This window comes from Limnospira sp. PMC 1279.21 (assembly GCF_032349615.1).
GTDB lineage: Bacteria > Cyanobacteriota > Cyanobacteriia > Cyanobacteriales > Microcoleaceae > Limnospira > Limnospira fusiformis.
In genome coordinates, this window is sequence record NZ_JARPLU010000011.1 from 26,823 (window position 1) to 40,497 (window position 13,675).

11 protein-coding genes and 1 pseudogene are annotated in these 13,675 nt (G+C 46.7%); 2 read left to right on the plus strand and 10 right to left on the minus strand.

The window, feature by feature from the left end; translation table 11 throughout:
- Positions 1-187, plus strand: a pseudogene (locus tag P5683_RS03145) (hypothetical protein); the annotation flags it as partial.
- Position 188: 1 nt separating this feature from the next.
- Here P5683_RS03145 and P5683_RS03150 read toward each other — a convergent pair.
- From P5683_RS03150 to P5683_RS03185, 8 genes are all read right to left on the minus strand, one after another.
- Positions 189-2,378 (minus strand): tetratricopeptide repeat protein, encoded by a 2,190-nt coding sequence (locus P5683_RS03150; protein WP_315638992.1) that lies wholly within the window; start codon positions 2,376-2,378, stop codon positions 189-191.
- 100 nt (positions 2,379-2,478) lie between these two features.
- The gene (locus tag P5683_RS03155) at positions 2,479-2,889 is read right to left on the minus strand and encodes a hemerythrin family protein (protein ID WP_315638991.1); all 411 of its coding nucleotides are present in this window, start codon (positions 2,887-2,889) and stop codon (positions 2,479-2,481) included.
- A gap of 114 nt (positions 2,890-3,003) precedes the next feature.
- Positions 3,004-4,398, minus strand: a complete 1,395-nt coding sequence (gene argH, locus P5683_RS03160) for an argininosuccinate lyase (protein ID WP_046319606.1) — start codon at positions 4,396-4,398, stop codon at positions 3,004-3,006.
- Positions 4,399-4,455: 57 nt separating this feature from the next.
- Positions 4,456-4,713 carry a hypothetical protein gene (locus P5683_RS03165; protein WP_006625421.1) on the minus strand — a complete coding sequence of 86 codons (258 nt, stop codon included), beginning with the start codon at positions 4,711-4,713 and terminating at the stop codon, positions 4,456-4,458.
- A 19-nt stretch (positions 4,714-4,732) separates the two neighbouring features.
- Positions 4,733-6,193, minus strand: coding sequence for a PP2C family protein-serine/threonine phosphatase (locus tag P5683_RS03170; RefSeq protein ID WP_315638989.1), 1,461 nt, complete (start codon positions 6,191-6,193; stop codon positions 4,733-4,735).
- 320 nt (positions 6,194-6,513) lie between these two features.
- Positions 6,514-8,106 (minus strand): signal recognition particle-docking protein FtsY, encoded by a 1,593-nt coding sequence (gene ftsY / locus P5683_RS03175; RefSeq protein WP_315638988.1) that lies wholly within the window; start codon positions 8,104-8,106, stop codon positions 6,514-6,516.
- A gap of 85 nt (positions 8,107-8,191) precedes the next feature.
- Positions 8,192-8,821 carry a transcription antitermination factor NusB gene (gene nusB / locus P5683_RS03180; protein ID WP_006625424.1) on the minus strand — a complete coding sequence of 210 codons (630 nt, stop codon included), beginning with the start codon at positions 8,819-8,821 and terminating at the stop codon, positions 8,192-8,194.
- 158 nt (positions 8,822-8,979) lie between these two features.
- Entirely contained in the window at positions 8,980-9,945 is a 966-nt protein-coding gene (locus P5683_RS03185) for a protochlorophyllide reductase (RefSeq protein WP_006625425.1), read from the minus strand.
- Between the two features lie 302 nt (positions 9,946-10,247).
- On the opposite strand from P5683_RS03185, the gene lepB reads away from it, so the two are divergent.
- Positions 10,248-10,838, plus strand: a complete 591-nt coding sequence (gene lepB / locus P5683_RS03190; RefSeq protein WP_008050990.1) for a signal peptidase I — start codon at positions 10,248-10,250, stop codon at positions 10,836-10,838.
- Between the two features lie 16 nt (positions 10,839-10,854).
- Here the strand turns inward: lepB and P5683_RS03195 are convergent, their stop codons facing one another.
- A complete protein-coding gene (locus tag P5683_RS03195) occupies positions 10,855-12,159 on the minus strand; it encodes a dihydroorotase (RefSeq protein ID WP_006625427.1) in 1,305 nt (434 codons plus the stop codon).
- Between the two features lie 15 nt (positions 12,160-12,174).
- Positions 12,175-13,521, minus strand: a complete 1,347-nt coding sequence (locus P5683_RS03200) for a histidine phosphatase family protein (protein WP_006625428.1) — start codon at positions 13,519-13,521, stop codon at positions 12,175-12,177.
- Positions 13,522-13,675: the final 154 nt, after the last annotated feature.

Genomic DNA, 13,675 nt, shown 5'->3' on the forward strand with positions numbered 1-13,675 from the left:
TACCGAGAAACCCGGTTTCTTTGAGAAACCGGGTTTCTTAACTTCCAGGAGAGAAGCCAGGTTTCTTGACTCAGGAGAGAAACCCCCTGTTACCGAGAAACCCGGTTTCTTTGAGAAACCGGGTTTCTTAACTTCTAGGAGAGAAACCGGGTTTCTTAACTTCCAGGAGAGAAGCCAGGTTTCTTAACCTACGGCGACCAATGGAATTTTCGGCCTAATAATTCCTCGAGTTTCTGGTTGTGGGGACGGAAAAAGTCGCCTAGGGTCTGACGTAATGTTTCTGGTATGGGATTATAGGAACCTGCGGTATATCGGGGGTATTCGGAGAGTTGATGGTCGGGAAGACCTAAAAACTCAAATACCTGTTTGAGGGTGTTCTGGGGGTGGTTATATAATTCTTCACTGGTGAGGATTAAAAGCTGTTCGGGAGGGAATTTTTGCATCCACTTTTCCAGAAAATAAACATACATTCCCCGCAGTAGATAACCATATTGACATCCCCAAAATTTGCGTTCGGCTTGGGTGGGGTCGTCAATGGTATCGAGAATGGCAATTTCATCTATCATGGCTTGCTGGAGAGTCCGCTTTTCTTGACCCATCCAATTTCGGTGGTCTTGATATTGCGAAAAAGCCCGATCTACTGGATTTCTGAGGGTGACAATTAGCTTGACTTCTGGGAAGGCTTGCGAAATGCGATCGCATACTTTACTATCGACTATATAACTAGGGCTGGCTTCTCCGGTGAGAAATTCGCCGCCAGGGGGAATGGGGGGAAAATGGGCGAGATACCAGTCTAAGCCTCGGTAATATTGCCACATGAAAAAATCGACTTCTTTATGGAGGTTAGGAATTATCTGGGGATGATGACAAAGGTATTCATAAAGGGAGGTTGTGCCACCTTTTTGAGCGCCAATAATTAGGAAATTCGGACCTTGAACTGATGCGGTTTCCCAGTGGTTGCTAAAAAATTCGGGGCGAATGATTTTGGTTTTGGCTAAGACTCCCTGTTTGTAGGTGGAAATGGCGGCGGAAATGTCGCCTATTTCGGTGAGTAAATCACCATAATTTATGTAGGGTTCGGGATAGTGGGGAACCTGGGAAATTGCCTGCTGATAACCGGAGGCGATCGCCTCTATTTGCTCGGGTTGTAATTTGATAAAACTATAGGTGCGTAAATGCCGCAGTTTTATATATGCTATTTCCCCGTCTGGTTGGGCTTTAATAGCGTCTAAATAAGCGGCAATTGCCCCATCAATATCTTGCTGTTGTAAGAGGGTATCACCCAGGCGAATATAGACTTCTGGGATTTCTGGATCAATGGCGATCGCTTTTCGATAAGCATCAATCGCCTGGGGGATTTCTCCCTGTTTAAACAAACAATATCCCAGATTATTATAAGACCAAAAACAATCGGGATTGAGATTAATTGCCTGATTAAATACCTCAATCGCCTCTGACCATTGGCGCAGGTTTAGTAATGCTAAACCCAAACCATAATATCCCCAGGAATAGTCAGGTTTAGCGGCGACCATATCCCGATAAATGGCGATCGCTTCTTCATATCTCCCCCCTAAAAGTGCATCTTCGCCAGTTTTTTGGTCTCGGGATAAAATCTCGGTCAGCCGTTGATGTGCTTCTGGTTGTTGAGGGTTAATGGCGATCGCTTTCCGGTAGGCGGCGATCGCTTCTTCCGGCTGATTTTGCTGGCTGAGTAAATCGCCCAAGTGAAAGTGAGACCAATAGAAATCCGGGTTTAATTCAATTTCCTGGCGATAGTTGTCTATGGCTTCGTCAATACGCCCTAATCGAGTTAAAATGACTGCTAAATGGTGATAAGACCAAGAAAAGTCTGGCTTGAGTTCAATGGCTTTCTGATAGGCGGTGATAGCTTGTTCATCTAGTTTGGTGCTACTCAGTGCTTGACCCAAACCGATATAATAGATATATATATTGGGCTCCAATTCAATGGCTTTCTGATAACTGGCTATTGCCAAATCGACCTGATTTGTGTTATGATATGCCTGGGCGAGTTTATAGCGAGCGACTGCCAATTGAGGATGAATAGCGATCGCCAAATTATACCAAGCGATCGCGCCTTGGCTATCCTGGTGTTTCTCCAAACTCTCACCGACAATCAAACCAAAATTTGGGTTAACAGAACCAGGATTTTCGCTAATTATCTGATAAAGTTTTTCCGCCTCAGCTTGGGGTTGTTGCAAATGTTGCCAAATGCTGCCTAAACTGGTATAGGCGGCGGCTAAGTTAGGGTCAGCCTCAATAGCCTGTCGATAACAATTCGCCGCCAGTTCCCATTGTTGAGACCCAACATAATCATTTCCCAAATTCAGACAAACTACAGCTTGATTAGCAGTGGACATAGACAAGTTTTCAAAAAGCCATCAATTACATGATCCACAAAAGGCGGGTTTATCAGCCTTCTAGCCCACCAGCCAGAAACTCAAAGCACCCGCCCCCACATTATCCATATTTTTTGGTAGGTATGCAAGGTTTCAGTTGGGTATCAATGCTTTTAATGTGGTCAATAAACCAATCGCGCAGGTCTTGTTTGATGCTGAGAACAATTGAGTTAAAGTTATCATCATGTTCGATGCGACTTTTAATCATTTCAAAACTCATCACAAATCGTTTGTGTGCGTTCTGATTATTTTTGGCGACGGGACATTTATATAAATTCATGCAGGACTCCTCATATTTGAAATGGTTATTAATATACATTTCCAGAAATTTGATAGTTGATTGAAGTTCCTGGGGGCTGCGGTTTTGTTCCAGGTTAGCAATCAATAAATCCATCTGGTCGAATAGTTGCTGATGTTGAAAATCAATCAAGGGGATGCCAATTTTCAAAGAATCATTCCAAGTGGGAGTCATATATTTAGCCTAATTAATCAAGTAGGTTGACCATGAACGATTGACCAAGTTCTTCCCATACTACTACAGCAAACCCCAAGAAACCGGGTTAGAGACACCCGGTTAAGGAGATAATTATGATTGTGCAGCCACCAAGCGATCGCGCGCATTTTGCAGGGCTAATTTAACCTGTTCAAAACCGGTGCCGCCGTAGCTATTCCGGGCGGCGACGACTTGTAAAGGTGCGATCGCATCATAAATATCGACATCAAATTCAGGGTGTAAAGACTTCCACTCATCGAGGGTAAGGTCTTTTAAAAGTTTCCCGGACTCCAGACAAGTTCTGACCACCTTACCCACCAAATTATAGGCTTCCCGGAAAGGAACCCCCTTAGTAGCGAGATAATCAGCGACATCAGTAGCATTCGAGAAATCTTCCGCCACTGCTTCAGCGAGACGTTGTGGGCGAAACTCCATCCCTTGGGATAACAAAATAGTCATCGCCTCCAGACAGCCTTTCACAGTTTTGACGGCATCAAATAAGGCTTCCTTGTCCTCCTGGAGGTCTTTATTATAAGCCAAAGGTAAACCCTTCATCAGGACTAATAGCCCTTGTAGATGTCCAAAAACCCGGCCAGTTTTACCGCGCACCAATTCAGGAACATCGGGGTTTTTCTTTTGGGGCATAATACTAGAGCCAGTGGAACAGCTATCAGTGAGGGTGACAAAACCAAACTCCTGGGAAGCCCAAAAGATAATCTCCTCCGAGAGGCGGCTGAGGTGAACCAAAATGAGACTAGAAGCACTGAGAAACTCGATCGCCCAATCGCGATCGCTCACCCCATCCAAACTATTAGCATAAACCCGGTCAAACCCCAATAATTCGGCGCTATAGTGTCGGTCAATGGGAAAAGTAGTCCCCGCCAAAGCACCGCACCCCAGAGGGGAAGTATTGACCCGTTGATAAACCTCTCCCAGACGTTCCCAGTCGCGGTGGGTCATTTCCACATAAGCCAGTAGGTGATGAGCCAAACTGAGAGGTTGCGCCCGTTGTAGATGAGTGTATCCTGGTATGAGAGTATGGACGTGATTAGTAGCCAGATCCAATAAAACCCCTTGCAAATCAAGAATCTGGGTGCGGATTTGTTGAATTTGGTCTTTCAGGTAAAGGCGGGTATCAGTTCCCACTTGGTCATTACGCGATCGCCCCGTATGGAGTTTTTTACCGACATCTCCGGCAATTTCGGTAAGTCGGCGTTCAACGGCGAAATGAATATCCTCAGCATCGACACCGGGGTTAAATTGACCCTGGCGGTATTCTTGGCGAATAGTCTCCAAGCCATCAACTAAGGCTTGTCCTTCTTCGGGGGAGATAATCCCGGTTTTGACCAACATTTTGGCATGAGCGACGGAGCCAGTCAAATCATACTCGATTAACTCAATATCAAAGCCGATACTGGCGTTAAAAGTAGCGATCGCTGGATGCAAAGCCTTTTCAAATCGTTGGCTCCAGGTTTTAGCTTCAGTCATAGTCCTATAATCTGTAAATTAGCCATAAATGTCTGAGCAGCAAATTTAGGAAACCCTTTAGGGTAAGAGGCTTTTCGCCCACCACCCCATCCCCAAGCCAATCAAAAAAGCCCAAAGCTGTCCGGTTTCCAGTAAATTATTCCAGGTATTCGTAACGTTAGTCCATAAATCAATATTTACCCGTTGACCGAATAGCACTGGTAGGGTCGCGCCGACTTCCCCCCACCCCCATGACCAGTGAGGGGTTAAAATGAGAATATGGCTCCCAGGGTTGCTGCAAGTTTCTACAAACATGGATAAAACATCAACGGACATAATCGGCATTCTCCCCGCTTTAAGAGGGTTGCACCTGTAGCACAACCAGAGTCATGTCATCAATATTACTGTTACTCGGACTGATAAACTTCTGAACTTCGGCAAATATATGATCTACAATGCGATTGGGAGTCTGGGAGTTTTGACAAGCCCATTGAAAGGCTGTCTGTAGGTTATCTTCATCAAAGCGATCGCCTCGTTGATTCGCCGCATCAGTAAAGCCATCAGTATAGTAAATCACAGTATCCCCCGGATGCAGTTGCACTTGGGCTTGGTAGTAACGGGTATCAGCATCAAGACCGATCAACATTCCCAAAGTATCTAACCGACGAATACTGTGGCTTTGTGCTTGCCATAATAAAGGGGGATTATGGGCGGCGTTACTATAGGAGAGAATTCTAGTCTCCGGGTCATACTCCGAATAAAACAGAGTCACAAACCGATTAGAATTTTCTAAGTCAGCATACATCACCCGGTTAAGATGTTGCAGAATCTGGGCGGGGGAATGGCGGTTGAGAACTTCCGCGCGCAACATTCCCCTAGTCATGGTCATAATTAACCCGGCTGGGACTCCTTTTCCCATGACATCACCAATGACAATACTCCAATGTTCCGATGATGTCTGACCGTCGCTAACTTCTCCGGAACCGGGATGATTTTCATGTTCATGTTTGTCAAAATTCGAGGGGATAAAGTCGTAATAGTCTCCCCCGACTCGGTTGGCGGTTTGACAGCGTGCAGCCACTTCTAAACCGGGAATTTTCGGACATTTACGGGGAAGTAGGCGCAGTTGAATTTCTGCACCAATTTCTAATTCTCGGTCTAGGCGTTCTTTTTCCCGCAATGAAACTGATAGTTCATCATTAGCGATCGCCACAGCCGTTTGATCAGCTACCAGTCTAATTAATTTCTGGCGGGTTGGTGTCCACAGGTAATCAGGAGCATGGCTGAACACATACAACCGCCCCCGTGATACATTATTAACCAGGATTTCCGTGCTAAAAAGTTTTACATCCTGCCCCAAGCAACTACTCACCTGATCGTCTAGGTTTGCCACGTATTGGGGCGCGAGACTCTCGGGAACCACTCCCACCGTTATGGTATCATTAGGCTGGGATATCACCTGTCTGGTAGCCGCCTCTAAAATGGCGCGAATATCCTGACACTGACGACCATCTTGGCAGTGTAGGCGTTGAAATCTCACCTGACCGTTAGGTTTAAACAGCACCAAAGCACCACCATCAGCATCTGTCACTCGACTAGCAACTAGGGGAGTTAATTCTAAGAACTGATTGAGATTATTAAAGCTACGGAGGGCAAAACTTAGGGAACTCAGCAACTCATTAATATTTTGCTGTTCCCGATGGAGTCTAGCCACCATTTGCTTTAAGTGAGAGGCTGATGTCACATCAGCATCTGAGGAGCTTGAAAGGGAGTCTGAAGGTTGTTCTGAGCGTCTTGGAAGTGGCACAGCAGTCATATTATTAGTATATATTTTTTGAAGGTTAGAGTGCAATAGTAAGTCCAAAAAAATGAAAGTCTCTCTGCCAAAAGTCTGGTTTTCTGGCAAGTATCCATGACAGATTATCCCTGGCTACACTGCAGGGTACTGCCATCTACAAAATCGGCAATTACCACCAGTAATCATGAGCTACCCTCCCCCAGTGGCTAATATTTACCCTAGGCGATCGCTTATCTGGTGTTTTTGAAGATGGCAATATGTGGGAATCTGCTCTATAAAATGATTAACTGTTCCCCATGATGACACTTAAATAGCCATATTGGCACTTTAACAGAGCTTTAACCACTTAACAGGGCTTCGATAAACTCGTAGCTTGAAAAAGGCCGCAGGTCTTCGATACTTTCCCCAACACCAATAAAACGAATCGGTAGACCTAGCTGTTGTACAACAGCTAAAGCCACACCACCTTTAGCAGTTCCATCTAATTTTGTCAAGACCACACCGCTAAGTTGAGCAACTTCGGCAAATACTTGGGCCTGGCGTAGTCCGTTTTGACCTAAAGTTGAATCAAGGACTAGGAGGGATTCTACCTTAGCATCTGGTGCTTGTTTGTCTATTACGCGACGAATTTTGTTAAGTTCCTCCATCAGGTTCTTTTTGTTCTGCAATCTACCAGCAGTATCAATAACTAGCAATTCGGTCTCGCGGGATTTAGCAGCAGCGATCGCATCATAAACCACGGCGGCCGGATCTGTATTCTTTCCAGGATTAGCAATCACCTCTACGCCACTACGTTCGCCCCAGACCTTTACTTGTTCGACTGCTGCCGCCCGGAAAGTATCCCCAGCCGCAATTAAAGTCCGGTAGTCTGACTTTTGGGCAATATGGGCAATTTTCCCGATGGTAGTAGTCTTTCCAGCTCCATTGACCCCGGTAATTAACCAAATATTCAATTGTTCTTTTTCGGGGGCAAATGTGGGACTATAGCCATTTTGATAGGGTTTTTCCAGGAGATCTCGCAGAAGTTGTTTTAAATAGGCGATCGCATCTTCCGGGGGTAAAGCATCCTCTAGCAGGCGGTTTTGTAGCGCCTCAATAATCACGTCAGTAGCTTCTACACCCACATCAGCTTGCAGCAATAAAGCCTCAATTTCTTCTACCGCCGCCTGATTTAGGGGTCCCTGACCAACGATCGCTTTTAATTGATTGAGCAAATTACGGCGAGTCCGCCCTAAACCTTTCCACAGCTTTTGTAGCCAGGTGATTTCCTCTACTGCTACTTCCTCTGGTCTACGTCCCTGATTAGCCAAAACTTCCGCCGACCACAGGAACATCTCATCAAATACTAGATCCGTCGATTCTCCCTCACCGCTGGCTGTGGTTTGCCCCCCTTCCGGTTCCGGTTCGGAAATAGCCGTTTCTTTTAATCTCTCAATTCTCGCCTGTCGTTCCGCCTGGGTTCTCGCCCAAATTGGCAAAGACTCATCAATACTCTCTTCAACAATCGCTACAGGTTCAGCGGTTTCTCTAACTTCCGCCGTCTCTGCGACTTCCTCTGCGACTTCCTCTGCGACTTCCTCTGCCACTTCCTCTGCGACTTCCTCTGCGACTTCCTCTGCCACTTCCACAGGTTCAGTCGTTTCTGTTAATTCTGCGGGGGTTTCCTGAGCCTTGATGGTACTTGTTTCTGATTCTGTGGGAGGGGAGACATCATCAACAGCATCTTCTGTGGGGGCTTCTGTGGGCTGGTGTTGTTGCTGAATATTTTGATAAGCAGCCTTAGCCCACTGTAAATAATCCTCATTAGCGGTTGTAGGCTGAGGCGGTTGTTTATTTTCGGGTTCGTCGGGAGTTGTTGAGGGTTCAGCTTGTTGTGTATCTTCTGCTGAGGGGCGATCGCTAAACTGGCGGCGGAACCAATTAAAAACCATTTTACTAATTACTCAAATTTGACAACAGATTTAGGTGTTGGTGAGGCGGGAATTTGTAATAGCAGACCCACAGCATCACCGAAATTTAGACAGTTGAAGACTCAGTTTTGAGGTGGTCAACAACACGACGGAGAACCCCGTTAATAAATCGGTAACTGTCCTGGTCGCTATAACGTTTAGCCAACTCCACCGCCTCATTAACGGCAATTTGTTCTTGAACCCCCAGATATAACAATTCAGTTACAGCAATCCTTAAAATATCGCGATCGATGCGAGGGAGTCTGGATAATTGCCAATCAACCATGGCTTCTTCTAGGGAACTATCGACAGCTTCCCGGTGAGTGTTAAGCTCGACCAAAATTTTGACAGCATAGGAGTAGACATCTTCCTGACTTGCCAATTGTACCAATTCCGGCAATTCCACAGCAGTAGATAAACGATTAATGGCTGATTGAGTCAATGCGATCGCCTCACTAACCATTGTCCGGGCGCTGTGCAAATCCGCCGCCCTAGTTTGGCTACTCAAAAGGCGATCGTTACCCCGTTGTAATTCGGCCATAGCCGTCTCTAGGGATTCTTGTCCTTCTGTGGTTAAGGTACGGACAGCAGCGAGGACCACATCTTCCATTTGCTGAGTCTCAAGCTTTTCGGGAGTTGATGGCAGTTGGCTCATCCCCAAAAGGGCGAGTTCACGGGCTGTTCTACGAGCTTGCATATTGGTTTAGTATAAATGTCTTAGTTTAGCAACAAAGTAGTGGCTGGGATAGATTCTAGCAAAAAATCGGTTTCCAGCTCACCCCAAGCAGCTTTTGTGGGTTAAGGACAAAAAAGCCGGGAAAACCCGGCGGAAAGTTGTCAATTTTCAGACACAAATCAATAAGCCAGTTCTACCAACTTGAGACTGAGATTCCACATTTTCTCAGCTCTTTCCTCATCTCTAGCTTGGGGCGAGACCCGTTGCACAAAAGACTGTCGGCCTTTTTTCTGGCGATTTCCCCAACTCCAGTAAGCACCAGACTGGCGATATTCCTCATCAAGGACCACAGCAGCCACTCGTTCTCCAGCCAATTCCTGAGACACATAGCCCTTGGTAATGTATTTCTGGAATATAGGAAATATTTTCTGGAACAGGGGATAGTGATTGCGGAACAGGGGCGTATCCGCGACGCAACCTGGGTAAAGAGAGGTGAAAGTGATACCAGTTTCCTCGTGATAGCGTCGGTGCAATTCCCGCATAGTTAGGACATTGCAAACCTTACTATCTTTATAGGCTTTGACGGGTTCAAATTTTTTGCCGTCAATCATAGAAACCGGTTCTCGGAAGCCCTTAGCAAACCCTTCCAGGTCTCCCAAATCGGGGCGGGGTGGAATTTTGCCACCGAGTTCGTCGGGGTTATGGGTAACCGTTCCCAAAATCACCATACGCTTATCCTCAGCGGGAGAGCGTTTCATGTCCTCCATCATCACATTACAGAGGAGGAAATGCCCTAGGTGATTGGTGGTCATGGTCAACTCATAGCCTTCTGGACTACGAAGGGGTTCTTTTATGAGGGGCATATAGATAGCCGCATTACAGACTAACCCCTCCAAGGTTCTACCCGTAGCCCGGAATGAGTTGATAAACCGTCGGACACTCTCAAGGGAACCGAGGTCGATATGAAGGATAGTGCGGCTGTCTTCGGGAATCCCTAATTCTTGGGCGGCGGCTTCTGCCTTTTCCAAGTTACGACAAGCCATGATCACATGAGCGCCCCTATCGGCGAGGGCTTTGGCGGCGTATAAACCAACCCCCGAAGAGGCACCCGTGACTATAACCGTTGATTTTTGATCCTGTACCATTTTTAGTTAAAACTCCGTTGATCACCGTCAGTTTTCTAAGTAATTATTCCGACGGAGACCCTGGCTGTTATTGATTTAGCGAGGTATCCTTAATCCCAGTATTATATTGCTAATCCTGTGGCGATCGCAACCATGTTTGAGGGATATTCTCAAAACCTGCCAAAAAAGCTGATGGTCAGCTATCATCAAGAATATAACACCATCGGCAGGTGATGCCACCGTGCATCAAGGCGGGATATTGTCTGTCTAGCCAGGCGTATACCCTACTGCCAGTATTAATTCTGTCCTTTGACTGTAAAATCATGAGCAGTGTCCCCAATCAAGACCAAAAACCCAAAAATTCACCATCATCAGCATCAAACAACGAGGAGAATGCTTGGGTTGAAGGCATTAAGACTATTGGACTAAGTATAATTTTGGCTTTGGGTATCCGAACTTTTGTCGCAGAGGCTCGTTATATTCCCTCTGGGTCAATGCTTCCCACCCTGGAAATCAACGATCGCCTGATTATTGATAAGTTAAGCTACCGTTTCAGCGAACCGCAACGGGGAGATGTGGTAGTTTTCAATCCCACCGAGGAACTGAGCCTACAATACAATGATGCTTTCATTAAGCGGATTATTGGCTTACCCGGCGAAACATTAGAGGTTCGGGACGGACAGGTTTTTGTGAATGGCGAACCCATTGAAGAGGACTATATTGCCGAAGAACCCCAATACAAATGGGGGCCGGAAACCATCCCCGAAGGCGAGTTTTTAGTCCTGGGGGATAACCGTAACAATAGCTTTGATAGTCACTATTGGGGATTTGTCCCCCGAGAGAATATCATCGGTCGGGCTGTGGTCCGGTTCTGGCCCTTAGACCGTCTGGGAGGGGTCGATCGCAGTTTTTAACCGACTTTTTTGGCTGTCAACCGCGCCAAGTTTTCATGACTTTTCCGGTCATTTCCTGCCCCCAGCAGGGGGTATTAGCCGATCGCGATTTGATGGTGGTGTGATCGACCCTCCAAGGCTGTGCGGGGTCAAAGAGGGTTAATTCGGCGGCGCGGTTGACGGTAACAGTCGGGGGAGAAATAGCCAAACAGTGGGCGGGTTGGGTGCTTAAAACTCGCCACAGTTGCAGTGGCGACCATTGAATATTAAAAACGGTATCTGGCTGTTGGACAAAGGTTTTCCACAGTAGAGATAAGGCTAATTCTAAGCCGATCGCCCCTGGGGGTGCATCAGCAAAAGCAACGGTTTTTTCTTCGTAGGTGTAGGGGGTGTGGTCAACAGCGATCGCATCAATAGTCCCGTCTACAATAGCCTGAATTAGGGCTTGGCGATCGTCTGGATTACCCAGAGGCGGGTCAACATTAAGATTCGGATCGTAGGGATTCGGCGCCCAGCCTAAACCACAGTCAGAAAGCCGCCCGGTAATGGCTTCTGTATCAAATAGTAAGTGCATCCAGGTGGTACTAGCGGTAATAGGTAGATGTCGCTGTTTAGCTTCCCGAATTAGTTGCACACCCCTAGCCGTAGAAACCCGCATGATATGAACCGGAGTTCCGATCGCCGCCACCAATTCCAGGACGGCGGAAATAGCCACAGTTTCGGCATAATCAGGAATCCCGGTCAAACCGCTATAGATAGAGGCGTAACCTTCCCGCATCACTCCTGAGTCCGCCAGAGTGCGATCGCAACAATACAGAGCGATCGTTTTTTTCAGCGGGTTAACATATTCCAAAACTCGCCGCCACAGATTAAGATTTCGATGAGCATATCCATCAGCAAAACCAATAATATTAGTAGTCGCCAATTCTGCAAATTCCGTCATCATTTCCCCCGCCGCACCCCTCGTCGCCGCCCCCCAGACATAAAAGCCATGGGGTGCTAAACCTTGCCAATGTTGAATCGTGGAGAGATTATCAGCAGGTGGTAGCATATCCGGTAAAATCCCCAGGCGGGTATAACCTCCCGCCCTAGCTGCCGCCTCTAAAGATGCAATAGTTTCCCGTTCTTCAAAGCCCGGTTCTCCCGTATGGCTATACATATCCACCAATCCCGGCCCCAAAATCATACCGTGGGAATCAATTATCTGAGTATGTTCTGGGTAATCATAAATCTGGGATTCAATAGCAGTAATATACCCATCAATAATCAGTACATCTGCCACTTGATCTCGTCCATCCATCGGGTCTAATACCCGCACCTGTTTCAGGAGTTCACTACTCATATTCACAGACCAGTCCTAGAGGGCTCCGGCGGCGGTTTGGTCAAGAATACTACCAGATAAATGGGTGGTAATATTCATAGTTTCTAAAACCGGGTTACCTTTAGCACCGTGGGGATAGTCAATTACGGTCACCGAACCATTACCCTGTTTAAAATTCCAGAAATGCTCTGGTGATAAACCCAATAATTGACACAACAGAGCCTTATTTACCGCATCATGAGCCACCACTAATCCCGTCAGGGGTTGGGAATCATATTTATTAATGATATTCTGCCATCCCAGGGCTACCCTTTCTCCTACCTGATTTAAGTTTTCACCTTCTGGCATCTGTACCGTTTCCGGTGCAGTTTTCCACTGATTTAATAAACCCGGATAATCATCCTCAATTTCCGATTCAAATTTACCCTCCCATAAACCATGGCTAATCTCTCGGAAATTGTCCTCAAATTGTAGTTCTATATCTCGGTGATATTCCAGGATAATTTCTGCCGTTTCTCGGGGGCGTGCCATGGGGCTACTGACCGCAAAATCGATTTTAATATCCTGGAGAAATTCGGCAGCTTTGCGAGCTTGTAATCGCCCGTTATCATTCAGCGGAATATCAATCTGACCTTGAAACTGTCCTTTTCGGTTCCATTCAGTTTCTCCATGGCGCACTAACAGCAGTCTCGGTCCACGATGTTCCGGGCGAAGGGTGGGGAGTTTCTCCCGCACATGGCTAGTGAGGTTCATCGATTCTAATTGTACGGCTGCGGGTAGTGGTAGTTCTCCGGGGGTGACATCACCAATATTGATAATGCTAATACCACAGTTAGACTGTTGAATACTTTGATAGAATTGGGGTTGAACTCCTAAAGCCGTAGCGATCAGCGATCGATTGATGCCGTTATGAGCCACTACTAGGATGGTTTGGTTGGTCTGGATAGAGACGTGTCGCCAAAATTGTTTGGCTTGCTCAAATAAGGCTAACACGGGGAAATGTTTATGCCCAGATTCTAATACCATGAAAAACTCATGGGGGCTCTGTTGCCAACATTGATAATCTTCGGGAAAGCGATCGCGGACTTCTTGGCGGGGGAGTCCAGCCCACAGAGGCAGATCAATTTCCATTAATAGGTCTGTCGGTTGCAACTGAGGGGCTGCATCCAGTCCAGAGCTAATCAATTGGGCTGTTTGTTGCGCTCGTTGTAGAGGACTGTGATAAATAGCATCGAACCTTAAACCCTGGAGGGCTTGGGCGACGCAGGTGGCATCAACGCGGCCCTGGTCGGTGAGAACCGAATCATCCAGGCGGCCCTGAATTCGTTTTTGGGCGTTGTAGGTACTCTGACCGTGACGGACAAGGATTACACGGGTCGTCATCTTAAAATTTTAAGTTCGATGGTAAGCCAGAAGCATTTTAACTTGTTTGGGGCAGTTTCCTACTACTCATTTATGATGTAAAGAGATGTTAAGGGTCTGTCCCAGCAAATCCTCAAGATAGGATTCTGATTAACGGGACTGTTGAAATGCTTAG